Raw genomic sequence first — 17,399 nt, 5'->3', positions numbered from 1 at the left:
CGGAATAAATTACGTTCGCGATGAAAATTAAGCGTGATGAAAAAAGCGATCTGACGTTTGCAGGCGATTTATAGCGACTCAATAGCCGCTGCTTGTTAAAAAAAAGGGACAACGGTTGTCGTCCCCGATCGGATTATTTCGCCGGCCGAACCTCTCGCCAGTAGTTCACCAGCGTCAGGTAATTATCTTTGACCTGGGCAATCAGGGCTTCATCATTCAGCTCACCGAGCAGCCACTGGCGGGAGGGCTGCCCAAAAATGGTTCTGCCGACGGCAAAGCCTTTGACCCATGGCGCCTGCGCCGCAGCGGCGAATCCCGCCTTAAGCTTCTCCTCCGGCGCATCCAGGCCCAGGATCAGAATGCCGCGGCAGTAGGGATCCTGCTGTTCAATCAGCCCGCCAATCGCTTCCCAGCTCTCCCGCGACAGAGGCGGCAGCTTCCACCAGTCGGGCTGGATGCCCAGCGAATAAAAATGCGTCAGCATCTCAAGATAGTAAGCTTCCTTTTTATCCTCGCTGTTTTCCGGAAGGATCACTTCAAGCAGCAGCTCATGACCGGTTTTATTACAGCCTTTCCAGACATCCAGAATAAGCTCGTCCTGCTCGTTTCGCAGCGCAATGGGATCGTGAGGATGGTAGAAAACCAGACATTTGACCACGTGCTCCTGCGGCCAGTCGACCAGCTGCGAGCCGATATTGCCATGTTCAAGGCGAAGCGGCCGTGAGCCGGGCATCTCTACCGGGCGGCCAATCCACCAGCCTTTACCCGTGATCGCATTCAGGGAGGGCTGTCCGTAGGTGGTGTCGGCCAGAATGCCGCTGCGGTGCGTCAGGCCCGCTTCTGCGGAGGCCTCTTCTGCCGCCCGCAGCAGCAGCGTTTTCAGGGTGGGCAGCCGTGACGTATCCACGCCAGCCTCCACGGCCATATCAACCAGCTGCTTGCGGTGATCGAAAGCAAAAACGCACAGTTCCTCCCACACCTGCTTGCGCGTCGTCACGCGGTGGAGATGGTTGAGACGGGTATCCAGATCGGGACGTAGCACGTCTTTATCGCGGCTGAGAAAGTCATCCAGTTCAGCCTTCGTTGGCATCGCCGGCGCGCAGCCGTGACGTGAGACAACCAGCGCGCCGCAGGCGTTAGCATAGCGGCAGGCCTGTTCCCAGCTTTCATCATTCAGCCAGCCGCGCAGCAGGCCGGACATAAACGCATCACCGGCGCCCAGCACGTTAAGCACCTCCACCTGTACGCCGCTTTGCAGCGTCGTCTGCTGCCAGCTGTCCGGAATATCGCCTTCCAGCACGACGCAGCCCAGCGGACCCCGTTTGCACACCAGCGTCGCTTTCGTCGCCTGCCGCACATTTTTAAGGGCGGTAAGGGTATCCGTACTGCCGCCTGCGATATGAAATTCTTCTTCCGTGCCTACCACCAGATCGAAGTAGTGCAGGACTTCCTGTAGCTGTTGCGTAACGTGCTGTGATTCCACGAAGCGCGTTTCGCCGTCGCCTAATGAGGTCAGTCCCCACAGTACCGGGCGGTAATCGATATCCAGGGCGGTACGAAGATCGTGACGGCGGGCAATCTCAAGCGCCTTAAGAACGGCGGCCCGCGTATCAGGATGTGAAAGATGGGTGCCGGTGACGGCAACGGCCCGGGAAGAGGTAATATAAGCCTCGTCAATATCCTCTGGCTTCAGCCCCATGTCCGCACAGTTATCACGATAAAACACCAGCGGGAAAGTATCTTCATCCTTGATACCCAGTATCACCAGGCCGGTCAGCCGCGTTTTATCGGTGATAAGACATTCGGTATTCACGCCCACCCGCTGGAGTTCCTCGCGCAAAAACCGGCCCATATGTTCATCGCCAACGCGGGCCAGCATGGCGGACTTCAGCCCCTGAATCGCCGTGCCGTAGGCGACATTACCGGAGGAGCCGCCCAGATATTTTGCAAAAGTACTCATATCCTCCAGGCGAGCGCCGATTTGCTGACCGTAGAGGTCAACGGCAATGCGCCCGATACAAATCACATCAAGCTGCTTCTGTTCTCTACTCATACCTTTTTTTTCCTTATGTGATAAGTCCATACGGCTGCGTTACTCCAGTGGGTGACGGGAACCTCTCCAGGGGAAAGTCCGGGGCTGCATGAAAAAAGAGTATGGAGAATAAAAATTTCAATCTCAATATAAAATGAAACTAATAGCCCAAAAATGTGAGGTGGCTAAAATTCTCTCTGCCGCCCATGCAAGCGTGCGTGCCGATCGTCAGGGGCCGTTTTAGTTCGCTTTTTGCCGCCAGGAGGCGGCTGACAACGCGCAGGAACGATATTGTTCAGCCAAATCCATTTACTACCGGCAGGCTTATTTGCTTATTCGGCCACCACTTTGCCAGCGAGATCGCATTGCGGCAGGCCGATCCGCTACAGAATTTGATCTCCCTCGCAAAATGAAATGTTTCTTCTGTAATGCCGTTTTATGGAAAAAATATTTGTTTATAATCGGCTCACGTTTCACTTGCGGCCGCTGCCTGTACTGTGCAGATCGTGGCGACTATAAAGGCGACTCACGGCAGGCCGACCGGCTTCCGTACCGTTAAGGAAGAGCAAATGGGTAAGATCAGGTTAACCACGGCACAGGCTCTGGTCCGGTTTCTGGACAATCAATATCTGTCGGTAGATGGCGTTGAAACAAAATTCGTCAAAGGGATTTTCGCCATCTTTGGTCACGGTAACGTGCTGGGCATCGGGCAAGCGCTTGAGGAGAACAGCGGCGATTTGGTGGTCTATCAGGGGCGCAACGAACAGGGCATGGCGCACGCGGCGACGGGCTATGCCAAGCAGAAACTGCGGCGTGAAATCATCGCCTGCACCTCTTCCGTGGGGCCAGGCGCGGCGAATATGATCACCGCAGCCGCCACGGCGACAGCTAACAGGATCCCGCTATTGCTGCTGCCGGGCGATGTATTTGCCACCCGCCAGCCCGATCCGGTGCTGCAACAGATTGAGCAGAGCCACGATCTCAGCATCAGTACAAACGATGCTTTCCGCGCCGTCAGCAAATACTGGGACCGGATAAGCCGTCCCGAGCAGCTTATGACCGCCTGTATCAATGCGATGCGGGTGCTGACCGATCCGGCGGAAACCGGCGCGGTCACGCTCTCCCTGCCGCAGGACGTACAGGGAGAAGCCTGGGATTATCCCGACTATTTTTTCCAGAAGCGGGTGCATATTCTCGATCGCCGGCTGCCGACGCAGGCGCAGCTGGCGGCGGCGCTGAAGCTTATTGCGGGCAAGCGTAAGCCGCTGATCGTCTGCGGCGGCGGCGTGAAGTATTCCGGGGCGGGAGAGGCGCTGCGCGACTTCGCCGAACGTCACCATATTCCCTTTGCGGAAACGCAGGCGGGAAAAGGCACCCTGCTTTCCGATCATCCTCTTAACGTCGGTGGCGTGGGCGAAACGGGCTGTCTGGCGGCAAACCTGCTGGCCAAAGAGGCCGATTTGGTGATTGGCGTCGGCACCCGCTATACGGACTTTACGACCGCGTCGAAGTGGATCTTCCAGGATCCCAACGTCAGTTTCCTCAACATCAACGTCAGCAACTTCGACGCGTGGAAGCTGGATGGCGTACAGATTGTCGCGGATGCCCGAGAAGCGCTGACGGCCCTTGATGGCAGGCTGGCCGCGCAGGGATTTGAAAGCGGCTGGGGCGAGCAAGTCGCCCAAGCCCAGAGCAAGCTCCTGAAAGAGACCCAGCGCGTTTATCAGGCGGCCTACAGCGAAGACGATTTTGTGCCGGAGATTGACGATAGCCTGGATCGTGAAGCGGTATTCGCCGAGTTTACCCGCCTGACCAACTCTTTTCTGACGCAAAGCAGCGTACTGGGAACCTTAAATGAGCAGCTGCCCCAGGATGCGGTGATTGTCGCCGCGGCGGGCAGCCTGCCGGGCGATCTTCAGCGCGTCTGGCGTACCCGCGATGCCAACAGCTATCACGTTGAATATGGCTACTCCTGTATGGGCTATGAGGTTAGCGCCTCGCTGGGCGTTAAGCTGGCCGAGCCGCACCGTGATGTCTACACCCTGGTCGGGGATGGCTCTTTTATGATGCTGCACTCTGAGCTGGTTACCTCTGTTCAGGAAGGGGCCAAAATCAACGTGCTGCTGTTCGATAACATGACCAATGGCTGCATTAATAATCTGCAAATTGAGCACGGCATGGAGAGCTTTACCACTGAGTTTCGCTTTCGTAATGCCGAAAGCAGCAAGCTGGATGGCGGGTTTATTCCGGTAGATTTTGCGGCGATTGCGGCGGCCTATGGCTGTAAAACCTGGCGGGTGACAACGCTGGCTGAACTGAAGCAGGCGCTGGAAGAATCCCGGCACGCGACCGTTTCCACGCTTATCGACATCAAAGTCCTGCCCAAGACTATGGTGCACAAATACCTCAGCTGGTGGCGCGTGGGCGGCGCGCAGGTTTCTCAATCCACGCGCGTGAACGACGTATCCCGGATGCTTAATGAACATATCGACCAGGCGCGTCGTTACTGATTCTGTCTTACCTGAAAATAATGCCTGAACGGCGCGGGCGCTATACCGCCACGCTCTGAACCCTACACATTAAGGAGATCGTATGACTCTCAAACTTGGCGTAATCGGAACCGGCGCCATCGGTCAGGAACATATCCGCCGCTGTAGCAAAGTGCTGCAAGGGGCGAAAGTTGTTGCCGTGTCGGATATCAATATTGAAGGCGCGAAGGGCGTCGTTGACCGCCTTGGCCTGGAGGCGGAGGTTTATGCTAACGGGCATGACGTTATCAACGCCCCCGAGGTGGAAGCGCTGATTGTCACTTCCTGGGACCCGACGCACGAAGAGTTCACCCTGGCCGCCATTGCCGCCGGTAAGCCGGTCTTTTGCGAAAAGCCGCTGGCGCTGAGCGCAGAAGGCTGTCGCCGGATTGTGGATGCCGAAATCGCCCAGGGTAAGCGGCTGGTGCAGGTGGGCTTTATGCGCCCCTATGACACGGGCTACCGCGCGCTGAAATCGGTTATCGACAGCGGCGAGATCGGCGAGCCGCTGATGCTTCACTGCGCGCACCGTAACCCCGCCGTTCCGGAAAGCTACACCACGGATATGGCGATCACCAGTACGCTTATCCATGAGCTGGATGTGCTGCGCTGGCTGACGGAGGATGATTTCAAATCCGTGCAGGTTCTCTTCCCGCGCGCCACCAAAAACACGCACGCGAAGCTGCGCGACCCGCAGATCGTGCTGTTTGAAACGCACAAAGGGACCCGCATCGACGTGGAGATTTTTGTGAACTGCGCTTATGGCTACGACATTCAGTGTGAAGTGGTGGGCGAAACGGGCATTGCGAAGCTGCCGGAACCCGCGTCGGTGCAGTTGCGCAAAGAGGCTAAGCTCTCCACCACCATCCTGACCGACTGGAAAGATCGCTTTATTGATGCCTATGACGTGGAGCTTCAGGCCTTTATTAACGATACCGCAGCAGGCCAGCTTCAGGGGCCGTCAGCCTGGGACGGCTACGCGGCCGCCGTTGCCGCCGACGCCTGTCTGAAAGCGCAGGAAAGCGGGCAGGTTGAAGCCGTCGAGCTGCCTTCCCGTCCCGCTTTCTACAGCCGGTAATTTATCGCCTCTGCTCCCTGCGTCAGCGGGGAGCCACACGCTGAATGTGTTCTTCCGGGAGTTTTCATGAAAATTGCTTTTGATGTGGATGTCATCAGAGATATGGGCATCACCAAAATGGTTCACCAGGTGGCGGACTGGGGCTACAAATATATCGAGCAGTCGCCTCACCCGCAGATTAACCCGTTCTATAAGCACCCAAAAGCCAGCCGGGAAACGATCGCGGAGTACAAGAACGCCCTGAGGGAAACCGGGCTGGAAATCTCATCTTATATCGTCGTTTACCGCTGGTCTGGCCCCGATGAGGCGCGTCGTCAGGCGGCGGTGCGCAACTGGAAGCGGATGATCGAGATCGCCGTTGAAACGGGCGTTCAGGTCATTAATACCGAACTGTCGGGCACGCCGAACGAACCGGAAATCTGTGAAGAGATGTTCTATCGCTCAATGGAAGAGCTGCTGCCAATTGTCGAACGTGAAGGTATCCGCATTGAAATCCAGTCTCACCCGTGGGATTTCTGCGAAGAAAACAATGAAACCGCCGACCTGGTGAAATCGTTTCGCAGCGAGAACGTGAAGTATCTCTACAGCGTGCCGCATACCTTTTTCTATGACAAAGGAAAAGGCGACGTTAAAAGCATGCTGGAATATGTGGGCAGCGATCTGTCGCACGTGCTGGTGGCGGATACCATGAACCATACCAAGCATTGCCGCTACATCGTCAATCCGCCGGGCGTGGATGCCACTATTCACCAGCACGTCGGCGTCGGCGAAGGCGAAGTGGATTTCACCACGCTGTTTCAGACGCTGCGCGAGATGGATTTTGCCAACCGCAGCTGGAAGGTCGGCGGCGAGTCGATCATCGCCTCATCGCTGTTTGGCTATCCCGAAAAAATGAAATATCAGGCAGTGGAAACGCGTGAGCTTATCGAACGCGAGCTGCTTAACCGCTGATATCCGGCGGCCTGAGCCGCCTTTCCGTATGCTGAGGCAAGACGATGAATAAAAATGACGTGAAGCTGGCGATCGCCCCTATTGGCTGGACCAATGATGATATGCCGGCGCTGGGCGCTGAAAATACCTTCCAGCAAACCGTGAGTGAAATGGCGCTGGCCGGCTTTAGCGGCAGTGAAGTGGGCAGTAAATATCCGCGCGATCCTGCGGTGCTCAAGCCGATGCTTGATATCCGCGGCCTGCAAATCTGTAACGCCTGGTTCAGCACCTTTTTTGCCAGCGGCGACAGAGCAAAAACCATTGATGAATTCATTAACCATCGCGATTTCCTCTTTGCGATGGGGGCTAAAGTGATTGGCTGCTCGGAACAGAGTAAAAGCATTCAGGGAACCGCGCTGGCGGTGCTGGAGGAAAAACCTTTCTTTACCGAGGAAGAGTGGCGTCTGACGGCGGAGGGCTACAACGAACTGGCGGTGCTGGCGGCGGAAAAAGGCATGCAGGTTTGTCTCCATCACCATATGGGCACGGCGATCCAGACGGCGGAAGAGATCGACCGTTTTATGGCGCTGACTGACGACAACGTGTTTCTTCTCTACGACACAGGACACGCTTACTACTCTGAAGGCAGCCAGGCAAAAATGCTGGCGATCCTGGAGAAACATCTCCCCCGCATCAATCACGTTCACCTGAAAGACGTGCGGGATGAGGTGGTGGCGCAGGTGCGTAACCAGAAGCTTTCTTTTCTTGATGGCGTAAAAAAAGGCACCTTTACCGTGCCTGGCGATGGCGCGATCGATTTTGACCCGGTTTTCAGGATGCTGGAAAAGGCTGGCTATCGGGGCTGGATGGTGGTGGAAGCTGAGCAGGATCCTGCCATCGCCAATCCTTTCGAATATGCCGTAAAAGCGAGGAAATATATTCGCGAACATGCGGGATTGTGAAGCCGGAGATCGCTAAACGCTGGCGCAACTGAGCAGGAGAGCGCTATCGCGCGGACAGCAAGGGATGCGGAGTAAAAGTCAGCCCCTGACAACGCGTCAGGGGCTGAAGGTTATTGCAGCACCAGCGTATTGATAATGTTCTCAGCTTCGGTCTGGGACTGCTGTTGATTCTCGGCAGGCAGCGTAATTTGCAGGGTTAACAGTTTGCCATCCACCTTCGCCAGCACCACGGAAGACCAGGAGGACTGGTTTTTGGCGGAAATCACCGTGTCGAGCTGCTGAACCTTCTGGCCTTTCAGCTCCAGAGAGCGGTTAGTCACCACCTGTAGCTGCGGATCGCGGTTGCGCTGCTGCTGCTCAAGACGTTTGGACAATACGTCCAGCGCTTCGTCTGTACTGTCACCTTCAATAACGATGATCGCTTTCTGGCCGGTAGAGTCAGCGTAAACGTGCATGTTATTGGCCTGCGTGCCCAGCTTCCCGCTCTGATCGGACATGCCTGCCGGCAGCGTAAAGCGCATTTTTCCGTCCATCAGGGTGACCTGCTGGCTGCTCTGGCTGCTGCTGACGCCATTGTCATCGGCTGCGGCTTTCTCATCATTGCCGTCGCAGGCGGCCAGTCCGACCACCAGTAAGCCGATACCGGCATATTTCAGTAAGTTACGCATCATGATCCCTTTTACGTTAGTCGTGTGCCTGTTTCAGCAACGCATACAATTATCATCAGCTGGCAAACGCAACCGACGCTCTGTCACAGAGTGCAGCTTAGCCGAAGTTGACCTGTGCGCTAACAGATTTTTCTGCTAAGCGCTTCAGCATGGCGTTCAGTAACAGGCCGTAAGCAGGCAGGAAGAAAATCATACAGATAAGCACTTTAAAGCTGTAGTCCACCAGGGCTATCTCCACCCAGTGCTGCGCCATAAACGGATCCGCGCTTTTATAAAAGGCGATAAAGAAAAACGCCAGGGTATCGCTGATGTTGCCAAGGAACATGGCCGACGCGGGCGCAACCCACCACTGAGGCAGTTTCCGCAGGCGGTTAAATACGTGCACATCCAGAATCTGACCCAGCGCATAGGCCATAAAACTGGCGCAGGCGATGCGGGCAACAAACAGGTTAACTTCCCGCAGGGCAGCAAAGCTCTGCCACTCACCCTGATAAAAGAGAGCGGAAACGCCGTAAGAAATAAAGAGTGCCGGGATCATGACCGCCAGGATAATGCGTCTTGCCAGCGGAGCGCCAAAAATGCGCACGGTCAGATCGGTTGCCAGAAAGATAAACGGGAAGCTGAAGGCGCCCCAGGTCGTGTGGAAACCAAAAATGGAGATGGGTAACTGGACCAGGTAGTTACTGGAGGTGATCACCAGCACATGGAACAGGGAAAGCCAGATCAGCGCATGCATACGCTGACGCGAAGAGAAAGAAATCATCATATGACCTTTTTATATATTGGGGTGAGGGAACCCAAAAAAAATATCTCGCCGGGGCGATTGCGCGGCATCTTACCGAATCAGCATACCAATGCAATGGTTAATTTTAGCGCAAACGATTTCGCTGCGCGCACGCTTGCACATGCCACACCTGCGGGTAAAATGAGCCCCGTTAATTATTCAGCCCGGAAGACATTTATGAGCGAACCGTTTGCGAACCCCGATCAAACCCTGGATGCGCTGGGCCTGCGCTGTCCTGAGCCGGTCATGATGGTGCGCAAGGCCGTGCGCCATATGCAGGAGGGCGAAACCCTGCTGATCATTGCTGACGACCCGGCGACCACGCGTGATATTCCCGGTTTTTGCCGCTTTATGGAACATACGCTGATTGCTCAGGATACCGACGAGTTGCCCTACCGGTATCTGCTGAAAAAAGGGCTTTAAACGCCTTTGGCGGCGAGCGTCAGCGCAGGGAGATAGAGGCCGAAATGCCCGCGCCAGAAAAGGCGCAGGGCGGTCAGCGATGATTTCGCCTCTTTATGGGCGTTTTCCCCGCTGGCGCCGTTTAGCGAAGACACTATGCGCCTTATTTTTTCCTCAGCAGCCTCAGGGCGTTAGCGGTCACCAGCGCCGTTGCGCCCGAATCCGCCAGTACTGCCAGCCAGAGTCCGGTCATGCCTGCCAGCGTGGTCACCAGAAAAATCCCCTTCAGCCCCAGCGCGATGGTGATGTTCTGCCGGATATTGGCATGTGTTGCCCTCGACAGGCGGATCATTGACGCCACGCCGTCAAGGCGATTATGCGTCAGGGCGGCGTCGGCCGTTTCCAGCGCCACATCGCTGCCGCTCCCCATGGCGATACCGACGGTAGCCTCCTTCATTGCCGGGGCATCGTTGATGCCGTCGCCCACCATCGCCACCGCGTGACGCTGGCGCATTTCCGCCACGGCCGCCACTTTTTCCGCAGGAAGCAGGCCGGCGCGATAATCGATCTTCAGCTCACCGGCGATAGCCGCAGCGGCACGCGGATTATCCCCAGTTAACATAACGCTCTGAATATTCATCGCCTTGAGTTCGTTCAGCGCCGCCAGCGCATCCGGTCGCAGGGTATCGCGCAGCGCAATCAGCCCTGTGGGTTGCTCATCTTCCAGCATGACCACCACGGTATTGCCGCCAGACTCAAGCTGCGAAATCTGAGCCAGCTGATCCTCACTGAGCCGATGCTTCTCCACTCTGGCGGGCGCGCAGATTAACAGTTTGTGACCACCAACTATCCCTTCCACGCCGCTGCCGGAAAGGGCGCGCTGGTCGCTCGCCGCAGGGACCTCAATCTGCAACGCCGCCGCGCGGGCCACAATGGCACGGGCGAGAGGATGGGAGGAGCCGCTCTCCGTCGCGGCAGCTTTAGCCAGCAGCATCCTTTCGTCATCTTTTGCCAGAGGGATAACCGAGGTAACCTGAGGTTTGCCCTCGGTCAGCGTGCCTGTTTTATCAAAGGCGATGGTGCTGATGGCGCTGAGGCTTTCAAGCGCGGCGCCGCCTTTAATCAGGGCGCCGCGACGGGTGGCCGCTGCTAGCGCAGAGGTAATGGCCGCTGGCGTGGAGATGACCAGCGCACAGGGACAGCCAATCAGCAGCAGCGTCAGGCCTTTGTAGATCCAGGGCTGCCACGCTGCTGAAAGGAGCAGCGGCGGCACTACCGCGACCAGCAGCGCGACAGCCATAATCACTGGGGTATAGATCCGGCTGAAGCGATCGAGAAACCGCTCGACGGGCGCACGGCGTGACTCTGCTTCCTCAATAAGATGCAGAATGCGGTCTATGGCGCTTTCTCCCGGTTCCGATATCACTTCAAGCCTGACCTGACGATCTACGCTCAGGCTTCCTGCCGCGAGCGTTTCACCCTGCTGGCGATCGACGGGAATGGACTCGCCCGTCAGCGCGCTTTCATCGAAACTGGCGGATGCCGTCATCAGTTTTGCATCGGCGGGCAGCCTGGCACCCGGTGCAACTTCGATGAGATCACCGGGACGCAGGGCGCTGAGCGGCACGGTCTCACGCGCCTCGCCGCTTATTCGCACCGCCTCTTCGGGCTGGAGCGCCATCAGCGCCGTCACGCCGCGGCGGGCCCGGCTGGCGGCAAAGGCCTCAAGCCGTTCGCCCAGCAGAAACAGCAACAGCACCATGGCGGCCTCGGTCGTCGCGCCAATAAACAGCGCGCCGATGGCGGCAACGCTCATCAGCATTTCAATGGCAAAGGGGGTGCCGCCGCGCATCAGGCGAAGGGCGCTGCGGGCGATGGGCCAGACGCCAGCCAGCGTGGTCAGGGTAAAGGCGATCTGGCCGGCGCGTGGATCAACCTGCATCAGCAGCCAGCTGGCCAGCATCATCACGGCCAGCAGAATAATGGTACGGTTCTCCCGCCAGAATCCCGGCGTGGCGGCTGCTTCTTTCGGCGCATCGCTACGCTTCAGGCTGAATCCCGCTGCGCTCACCGCGGCTTCTACCTCAGGCCGGATATCGGCCGGAGCGGTCACCACCAGTTTTTCAGTAGCAAACAGTACCCGGACCTGACCGACGGTTGGCAGCTGACCGACTGCCGTTTCTATCGTGCGTGCGCAGCCTGGACAGTCCATACCGCTGATAAACCAGCTGTAGCGCTGGGGCGTTTCAGCGGTCTCTTCTGGCACAGGGGGAGTAACGGCGCTACAGCTCCCGCCGCTACAGCAGCCTGCCTGAGGCGGGCTGGCACTGATGGTGTTTATCTGGCCTGGCGCTTGACGAAGAGCAAAGGGCTTTTTCAGCGATTTTGCTGCGGTACAGTGCCCGCAGCGACAGTCAGAAGAGTGCTGGTGCATAAACGCCTCCTGTTGCGAAAAGGGGGGGATGTCCCGCCCTTAATCACATCATACACTCTGGAGTGGACTCCAGAGTCAAGGCGTATTCCTGCTTACAGGTAGAGTGAACGCACAATCATAAAGTGACCGGCGAAGTAACAGGCGGCAATCAGCGCGCTGTCGGCAGAAAAACGGCGGCGATAATGACTGACCAGCCAGAGAATGTTCGCCAGCAGCAGCAGTGAGGCACCGGTCATAATTGAAAAGCTGTAGTCATTGGGGCGGAAGAAATACTGCTCCGTTGTCAGCCAGACCATCAGCAACGTCATCCCGATAAAGGTACAGACCGGCCAGCGCAGCTCATCCAGTTTCGTCCAGATAGTGGCGATCAGCGCCGCGCCTATAATCAGCACAATAAGTGGGATTGGCCAGAAGAAGGTCAGCGTCATCTGGCTGGCAAAACAGATGGTATAAAGCAGATGTGAAAGGAAAAACGCGCCTGTTGCATAGAGCATCCGCCGCTGAGGCAGCAGCGTCAGGGCATCACCCACCAGCGTCGCCAGCAGACCGAAGAGGATCAGGTAATCGGTGGTGTCCAGTACGGGTGCCTGCCAGGCCAGCGCCAGCAGCAGCAGCAGCGTAACGGGTTTAAAAACCCAGCGCTGCCACTGGGGGCCACGATAGGAAGCATCAACGTACAGCCAGCCGGAGAACAGAACCGCCAGAAACGACCAAATCATAATGTGTCCCTTTATTTAACAGGTTCAAAAACCAAGAATTCTTGGTTTCAGTTTAGGCCAGCCAGGGACGATGTGACAATGAGAGGGCTCTGGTTGTATCCTTGCCTGCCCGGGCATCTGGCCGCACCGGCTGAGAAGAGGAACAAACGGCAATGAAGCTACCCCTGATATTTTTCATCATCCTGGCCGTTATTGCCCTGCTGGCAACGCGTCAGTTTATCAAGCAGCGTCGGGAAGAGGCGGTTAACGACGCTTCGCCCGTGCGGACGGTGCCGGTTGAGGTCAAAACAAAACGCGAATTTCCCGCCCCGAACCGCCGTTCGCGCCAGCGTGAAGTGATCCCCGTTGAGGAGATGCGTTACGAAGCGTGGTTTCATCCGCTTAACGGTGCAGGGGATTTTAAACTGACGCTGCAAGCCCGTGATTACCATCAAATAGATAAAGGGGCTCGCGGTCAGCTGGCGGTGAAGGGAACGCAATTTATCTCTTTTGTACCCGACAAGCCTGCCGCGCCGTAAGCGGCGGGCGGGGCGACTTCAGGGGACAGGCACGAAGGGGCTCACTGCTTTGGCAGATGTTTCTTTTGCCACGCCAGCAGTTCAAATACGCCGAAGAAAAAGATCTTTATCTGGGTCAGCGCGCTGAGCTTCGGCCCCTCTTTTGGCTGCGTTGTGCGCATCAGAACCAGCTGAAGTCCATGCATCACCACCATAAAAAAAAGTGCAACATCAATAAAGTACTTCAGCGGCCTGGGAAAAGGGTGCACCAGGTTAAGCAGAAGGAATGCCCAGACGCAGACCATCAGCAACCTTCCTAAATTAATCAGCATGATTTTGCTCCTTTGCGGCGGCGTGTCGGATATAGAGACGGGAAGCGACCTGCCCGGCAATCTTTTCCCGGTGCAGATGCCAGCTAACCGGAACGGTCGGTAAACCATTTTCCACTTCACTTTCCACATAGATCAGCGCATCTGCTGCCAGCCAGCCGTTATTTTCCAGCAGCGTCAGCGTCTGCTCAAGCAGGCCTTTGCGGAACGGCGGATCGATAAAAACCAGATCGTGAGGCTCGCCTTGCTGAGCCAGCCACTGGAGCGTATTGGTATTGAGTACGCGTCCCGCTGTTGCGCCCAGCGTCGCCAGGTTCTTTTCCAGCAGTTGCGCGACGGGGCGCTCCAGCTCAATCAGCGTGACGGACGCGGCGTGGCGCGACAGCGCCTCAAGACCGAGGGCGCCGCTGCCGGCGAAGCAGTCAAGACAGCGCGCGCCCTGGATATCCGGTGCCAGCCAGTTGAACAGGGTTTCACGTACGCGATCTGTGGTCGGACGAAGCCCGGCGCTGTCGGGCACCGGAAGTTTTCTGCCGCGCCATAAGCCGCCGATAATGCGGATTTGTCCGGCGCCGCCGCTGCGGGATTTTTTTTGCATGCTGCTGAACTCTTCATAATTTGTTGCACAGTTTAACGCGCGATCCGGGCAGAGGAAACGTAAAAAGGGTGCTGTGTTGCGTTAGCAGGAAAGTGTTAGACTAAGGGATTAAGATGATTTTCAGAGACCTGACAGATTTTTCCCCGCGAGGAGTGTGGTTGCACCATGGCAAAAAATAAAAAACGTGGCTTTTTTTCCTGGCTGGGATTAGGGCGGGAAGAGAAAGCGCCTGAGGAAAAAACAGAAGAAACGTCTGAACAGCAGCAGCCCGCGGCTGAGGATGTTTCGGATGCTGCCACACCTGCTCATCCCGGGACGGAGCAGCGTGCCGACGAGCTGGTGGACGTCACGGAAACCGTGGCAAAAGAGCAGGCGGCGCACCCTGAAAATGTCGCGCCCGCCGTCGCTAAACTGCAGGATGTAGCAGGCGTTAAGCCGGAGCCGGAAGAAGCGCTGCTGCCGGAAGAGATAGCAGAAGTTAAGCCCGAGCCGGAAGAAGCGCTGCTGCGGGAAGAGATAGCAGAAGTTAAGCCCGAGCCGGAAGTTACCGTGCTGGCGTCGGCTACCTCCGATTCTGAAATTGATGAAGAGGAGTCGGTTGCGGCCGCCCTGGCGAAGGTTGAGCAAAGCGATAAAGCGGAGCAGGCTGAGCAGGAGCGCCCGACCAAAGAAGGCTTTTTTGCCCGCCTGAAGCGCAGCCTGGTAAAAACCCGTCAGAATCTGGGATCGGGTTTTATCGGTTTGTTCCGGGGCAAAAAGATCGATGACGATCTCTTTGAGGAGTTGGAAGAGCAGCTGCTGATCGCTGACGTTGGCGTGGAAACCACGCGCCGCATCATTAACAACCTGACGACTCAGGCGAACCGCAAACAGCTGCGTGATGCTGAAGCGCTCTATGGCCTGCTGAAGCAGGAGATGTCAGAAATTCTGGCGAAGGTAGAGGCGCCGCTGGATGTTGGCGGCAAAACGCCATTTGTTATCCTGATGGTGGGTGTTAACGGCGTAGGCAAAACCACCACCATCGGCAAACTGGCTCGCCAGTATCAGGCTGAGGGGAAATCAGTGATGCTGGCGGCGGGGGATACCTTCCGCGCAGCGGCCGTTGAACAGCTTCAGGTCTGGGGGCAGCGCAACAATATTCCGGTCGTGGCGCAGCATACCGGCGCGGACTCGGCCTCGGTCATTTTTGATGCGATTCAGGCTGCTAAAGCGCGCGGCGTGGACGTGCTGATTGCCGATACGGCAGGACGTCTGCAAAACAAAGCGCACCTGATGGAAGAGCTGAAGAAAATCACCCGCGTAATGAAAAAGCTCGATGAGCAGGCTCCGCATGAGGTGATGCTGACGATTGACGCCAGCACCGGACAGAACGCCATCAGTCAGACTAAGCTGTTCCATGAAGCGGTGGGCCTGACCGGTATCACGCTGACCAAGCTTGATGGTACGGCAAAAGGCGGCGTGATCTTCTCGGTCGCGGATCAGTTTGGCATTCCCATCCGCTATATCGGCGTAGGCGAAGGCATTGAAGATTTACGATCGTTTAAAGCAGACGACTTTATAGAGGCACTTTTTGCCCGAGAGGAGTAATTAGGATGATTCGCTTTGAGGAAGTCAGTAAGGCTTATCTCGGCGGTCGGCAAGCGCTTCAGGGGGTAGATTTTCGTCTGCGTCCGGGAGAAATGGCGTTTCTGACCGGACATTCAGGGGCGGGGAAAAGCACGTTGCTGAAGCTTATCTGCGGCATCGAGCGCCCCAGCGCGGGCCATATCTGGTTCAGCGGACACGATATCAGCCGGCTGAAAAGCCGCGAAGTGCCGTTTCTGCGTCGTCAGATTGGCATGATTTTTCAGGATCACCACCTGCTGATGGATCGCTCGGTCTATGACAATGTGGCTATCCCGCTGATTATTGCTGGCGCGAGCGGTGAAGATATTCGTCGCCGCGTCTCGGCGGCGCTGGACAAGGTCGGCCTGCTGGACAAAGCGAAAAGCTATCCTATCCAGCTCTCCGGCGGCGAGCAGCAGCGCGTGGGCATCGCCCGTGCCGTGGTGAACAAACCCGCCGTGCTGCTGGCGGATGAGCCGACCGGTAACCTTGATGACGCGCTCTCTGAAGATATTTTGCGGCTGTTTGAGGAATTTAACCGCGTTGGGGTGACCGTGCTGATGGCCACGCACGACAAGGCGCTGATTGCCCGGCGTAACTACCGTCTGATGACGCTGAACCAGGGACGTTTGCACGGAGGTCAGGATGGCGAATAAACGTAACGTGCGCGCGGCGCCCAAAGCGGCAAAGCCGAAGCCGCCTTCGAAAAGTAAAGCGCTGAAGGGCGGTTTGCCGGAGCAGTGGCGTTACGCGCTGCGCGGCACGCTCTCTGATATGTGGCGGCAGCCGCTGGCGACCATACTGACGGTGATGGTGATTGCCATTTCACTGACCCTGCCTGGCGTGTGCTACATGGTCTGGAAAAACGTCAGCCAGGCCGCCGAGCAGTGGTATCCGGCCCCGCAGCTGACCGTCTACCTGAGCAAAACGCTGGACGACGATGCGGCGGAAAGCGTGGTCGCGCAGCTAAAGCAGGAAGAGGGTGTAGATAAGGTCAATTATCTCTCCCGCGAAGAAGCGATGGGCGAGTTCCGTAACTGGTCTGGGTTTGGTGGCGCGATGGACATGCTGGAACAAAACCCGCTGCCCGCCGTTGCGATTATTACCCCGCAGCTTAACTTCCAGAACTCAGACACGATGAGCAACCTGCGCGAGCGCGTCGCGAAGGTTCAGGGCGTGGACGATGTGAAGATGGACGACAGCTGGTTCGCCCGCCTGGCGGCCCTGACCGGGCTGGTGGGGCAGGTCGCTGCGATGATCGGCCTCCTGATGATCGTGGCGGTGTTCCTGGTTATTGGTAATAGCGTCAGGCTCAGTATCTTTGCCCGGCGCGACACCATCAACGTGCAGAAACTGATCGGCGCGACCGATGGCTTTATCCTGCGGCCGTTTCTGTATGGCGGGGCGCTGCTCGGCTTTTCGGGCGCGCTGCTGTCGCTGCTGCTTTCCGAGGTGCTGGTATTACGCCTCGAAAGCGTGGTCGCTCAGGTTGCCTCGGTATTCGGCACCACGTTTGTGCTGCACGGCCTCTCATGGGATGAGAGCCTGCTGCTGCTGCTGGTTGCCGCTATGATTGGCTGGATTGCCGCCTGGCTGGCGACGGTGCAACATTTACGTCGTTTTACGCCTCAGTAACCCCTTTACACGTTTTTTGATATAATCTTCCTCTGCTGTCGGGTTCAGGATGGCCGGGGAAGATGTTGTGTTGTGACGGCCTTTGGCTATACTTCCTCTGCCCGCAATGTGTGGTATAATTTATACACCGATGATGCTGAACTTGTGGATAACTTTGCGGTCGAAGTAGCACAGAATGCTTTCAATTCTTGCTGGCAT

General features: G+C 57.0%; 17 protein-coding genes. 9 read left to right on the top strand and 8 right to left on the bottom strand.

Going from position 1 to position 17,399, the window contains the following annotated elements:
* Positions 1–133: 133 nt before the first annotated feature.
* Positions 134–2,053, bottom strand: coding sequence for a bifunctional 5-dehydro-2-deoxygluconokinase/5-dehydro-2-deoxyphosphogluconate aldolase (locus AAH446_RS11870; protein WP_342906896.1), 1,920 nt, complete (start codon positions 2,051–2,053; stop codon positions 134–136).
* 548 nt (positions 2,054–2,601) lie between these two features.
* On the opposite strand from AAH446_RS11870, the gene iolD reads away from it, so the two are divergent.
* The 4 genes from iolD to iolE all read left to right on the top strand — a co-directional run bounded on the left by iolD (position 2,602) and on the right by iolE (position 7,530).
* The gene (gene iolD / locus AAH446_RS11865) at positions 2,602–4,542 is read left to right on the top strand and encodes a 3D-(3,5/4)-trihydroxycyclohexane-1,2-dione acylhydrolase (decyclizing) (RefSeq protein ID WP_342906895.1); all 1,941 of its coding nucleotides are present in this window, start codon (positions 2,602–2,604) and stop codon (positions 4,540–4,542) included.
* An 82-nt stretch (positions 4,543–4,624) separates the two neighbouring features.
* The gene (gene iolG, locus AAH446_RS11860; protein WP_342906894.1) at positions 4,625–5,638 is read left to right on the top strand and encodes a bifunctional inositol 2-dehydrogenase/D-chiro-inositol 1-dehydrogenase; all 1,014 of its coding nucleotides are present in this window, start codon (positions 4,625–4,627) and stop codon (positions 5,636–5,638) included.
* A gap of 66 nt (positions 5,639–5,704) precedes the next feature.
* Positions 5,705–6,589 carry a sugar phosphate isomerase/epimerase family protein gene (locus tag AAH446_RS11855; protein ID WP_342906893.1) on the top strand — a complete coding sequence of 295 codons (885 nt, stop codon included), beginning with the start codon at positions 5,705–5,707 and terminating at the stop codon, positions 6,587–6,589.
* A gap of 44 nt (positions 6,590–6,633) precedes the next feature.
* A complete protein-coding gene (gene iolE / locus AAH446_RS11850; RefSeq protein WP_342906892.1) occupies positions 6,634–7,530 on the top strand; it encodes a myo-inosose-2 dehydratase in 897 nt (298 codons plus the stop codon).
* Positions 7,531–7,640: 110 nt separating this feature from the next.
* On the opposite strand, the gene AAH446_RS11845 is transcribed toward iolE, so the two are convergent.
* Together AAH446_RS11845 and AAH446_RS11840 are read right to left on the bottom strand one after the other, a co-directional pair.
* Complete coding sequence (locus AAH446_RS11845) at positions 7,641–8,198, bottom strand: DcrB family lipoprotein (protein ID WP_342907122.1); 558 nt, start codon at positions 8,196–8,198, stop codon at positions 7,641–7,643.
* A 97-nt stretch (positions 8,199–8,295) separates the two neighbouring features.
* The gene (locus AAH446_RS11840; protein WP_342907121.1) at positions 8,296–8,961 is read right to left on the bottom strand and encodes a 7-cyano-7-deazaguanine/7-aminomethyl-7-deazaguanine transporter; all 666 of its coding nucleotides are present in this window, start codon (positions 8,959–8,961) and stop codon (positions 8,296–8,298) included.
* A gap of 198 nt (positions 8,962–9,159) precedes the next feature.
* Between AAH446_RS11840 and tusA the strand changes: the two genes are divergently transcribed.
* Positions 9,160–9,405: a sulfurtransferase TusA gene (tusA, locus tag AAH446_RS11835; RefSeq protein WP_342906891.1), complete on the top strand. Its 246-nt coding sequence runs from the start codon at positions 9,160–9,162 to the stop codon at positions 9,403–9,405.
* Here tusA and AAH446_RS11830 read toward each other — a convergent pair.
* The 3 genes from AAH446_RS11830 to AAH446_RS11820 form a co-directional block, all read right to left on the bottom strand.
* On the bottom strand, positions 9,402–9,539 hold the full coding sequence (locus AAH446_RS11830; RefSeq protein ID WP_342906890.1) for a hypothetical protein: 138 nt from the start codon (positions 9,537–9,539) through the stop codon (positions 9,402–9,404). The genes tusA and AAH446_RS11830 overlap by 4 nt on opposite strands.
* 8 nt (positions 9,540–9,547) lie before the next feature.
* Entirely contained in the window at positions 9,548–11,818 is a 2,271-nt protein-coding gene (locus tag AAH446_RS11825; RefSeq protein WP_342906889.1) for a zinc/cadmium/mercury/lead-transporting ATPase, read from the bottom strand.
* Between the two features lie 92 nt (positions 11,819–11,910).
* Positions 11,911–12,537: a lysoplasmalogenase gene (locus tag AAH446_RS11820; protein ID WP_342906888.1), complete on the bottom strand. Its 627-nt coding sequence runs from the start codon at positions 12,535–12,537 to the stop codon at positions 11,911–11,913.
* Between the two features lie 152 nt (positions 12,538–12,689).
* On the opposite strand from AAH446_RS11820, the gene AAH446_RS11815 reads away from it, so the two are divergent.
* Positions 12,690–13,055 carry a DUF2500 domain-containing protein gene (locus tag AAH446_RS11815; protein ID WP_342906887.1) on the top strand — a complete coding sequence of 122 codons (366 nt, stop codon included), beginning with the start codon at positions 12,690–12,692 and terminating at the stop codon, positions 13,053–13,055.
* A 41-nt stretch (positions 13,056–13,096) separates the two neighbouring features.
* On the opposite strand, the gene AAH446_RS11810 is transcribed toward AAH446_RS11815, so the two are convergent.
* Together AAH446_RS11810 and rsmD are read right to left on the bottom strand one after the other, a co-directional pair.
* A complete protein-coding gene (locus AAH446_RS11810; protein WP_342906886.1) occupies positions 13,097–13,366 on the bottom strand; it encodes a DUF1145 family protein in 270 nt (89 codons plus the stop codon).
* Positions 13,356–13,961, bottom strand: a complete 606-nt coding sequence (rsmD, locus tag AAH446_RS11805; RefSeq protein WP_342906885.1) for a 16S rRNA (guanine(966)-N(2))-methyltransferase — start codon at positions 13,959–13,961, stop codon at positions 13,356–13,358. The genes AAH446_RS11810 and rsmD overlap by 11 nt, the downstream gene beginning before the upstream one ends.
* 165 nt (positions 13,962–14,126) lie before the next feature.
* On the opposite strand from rsmD, the gene ftsY reads away from it, so the two are divergent.
* The 3 genes from ftsY to ftsX are packed head-to-tail and all read left to right on the top strand — an operon-like array spanning position 14,127 to position 17,201.
* Positions 14,127–15,548, top strand: a complete 1,422-nt coding sequence (gene ftsY / locus AAH446_RS11800) for a signal recognition particle-docking protein FtsY (protein ID WP_342906884.1) — start codon at positions 14,127–14,129, stop codon at positions 15,546–15,548.
* A gap of 5 nt (positions 15,549–15,553) precedes the next feature.
* Positions 15,554–16,222, top strand: a complete 669-nt coding sequence (gene ftsE / locus AAH446_RS11795; protein WP_342906883.1) for a cell division ATP-binding protein FtsE — start codon at positions 15,554–15,556, stop codon at positions 16,220–16,222.
* Entirely contained in the window at positions 16,212–17,201 is a 990-nt protein-coding gene (gene ftsX, locus AAH446_RS11790) for a permease-like cell division protein FtsX (protein ID WP_342906882.1), read from the top strand. Before ftsE ends, ftsX begins: the two co-directional genes overlap by 11 nt.
* Positions 17,202–17,399 lie beyond the last annotated feature (198 nt).

The sequence above is a fragment of the Erwinia psychrophila genome, assembly GCF_039023475.1.
Taxonomy (GTDB): domain Bacteria; phylum Pseudomonadota; class Gammaproteobacteria; order Enterobacterales; family Enterobacteriaceae; genus Erwinia.
This window is presented reverse-complemented; position numbering and strand designations above follow the sequence as displayed.

Bases quoted from the DNA above. Each gene is read 5' to 3' on its own strand.
- AAH446_RS11870 (WP_342906896.1), bottom strand. From the start codon at position 2,053: ATGAGTAGAGAACAGAAGCAGCTTGATGTGATTTGTATCGGGCGCATT.
- iolD (WP_342906895.1), top strand. From the start codon at position 2,602: ATGGGTAAGATCAGGTTAACCACGGCACAGGCTCTGGTCCGGTTTCTG.
- iolG (WP_342906894.1), top strand. From the start codon at position 4,625: ATGACTCTCAAACTTGGCGTAATCGGAACCGGCGCCATCGGTCAGGAA.
- AAH446_RS11855 (WP_342906893.1), top strand. From the start codon at position 5,705: ATGAAAATTGCTTTTGATGTGGATGTCATCAGAGATATGGGCATCACC.
- iolE (WP_342906892.1), top strand. From the start codon at position 6,634: ATGAATAAAAATGACGTGAAGCTGGCGATCGCCCCTATTGGCTGGACC.
- AAH446_RS11845 (WP_342907122.1), bottom strand. From the start codon at position 8,198: ATGCGTAACTTACTGAAATATGCCGGTATCGGCTTACTGGTGGTCGGA.
- AAH446_RS11840 (WP_342907121.1), bottom strand. From the start codon at position 8,961: ATGATTTCTTTCTCTTCGCGTCAGCGTATGCATGCGCTGATCTGGCTT.
- tusA (WP_342906891.1), top strand. From the start codon at position 9,160: ATGAGCGAACCGTTTGCGAACCCCGATCAAACCCTGGATGCGCTGGGC.
- AAH446_RS11825 (WP_342906889.1), bottom strand. From the start codon at position 11,818: ATGCACCAGCACTCTTCTGACTGTCGCTGCGGGCACTGTACCGCAGCA.
- AAH446_RS11820 (WP_342906888.1), bottom strand. From the start codon at position 12,537: ATGATTTGGTCGTTTCTGGCGGTTCTGTTCTCCGGCTGGCTGTACGTT.
- AAH446_RS11815 (WP_342906887.1), top strand. From the start codon at position 12,690: ATGAAGCTACCCCTGATATTTTTCATCATCCTGGCCGTTATTGCCCTG.
- AAH446_RS11810 (WP_342906886.1), bottom strand. From the start codon at position 13,366: ATGCTGATTAATTTAGGAAGGTTGCTGATGGTCTGCGTCTGGGCATTC.
- rsmD (WP_342906885.1), bottom strand. From the start codon at position 13,961: ATGCAAAAAAAATCCCGCAGCGGCGGCGCCGGACAAATCCGCATTATC.
- ftsY (WP_342906884.1), top strand. From the start codon at position 14,127: ATGGCAAAAAATAAAAAACGTGGCTTTTTTTCCTGGCTGGGATTAGGG.
- ftsE (WP_342906883.1), top strand. From the start codon at position 15,554: ATGATTCGCTTTGAGGAAGTCAGTAAGGCTTATCTCGGCGGTCGGCAA.
- ftsX (WP_342906882.1), top strand. From the start codon at position 16,212: ATGGCGAATAAACGTAACGTGCGCGCGGCGCCCAAAGCGGCAAAGCCG.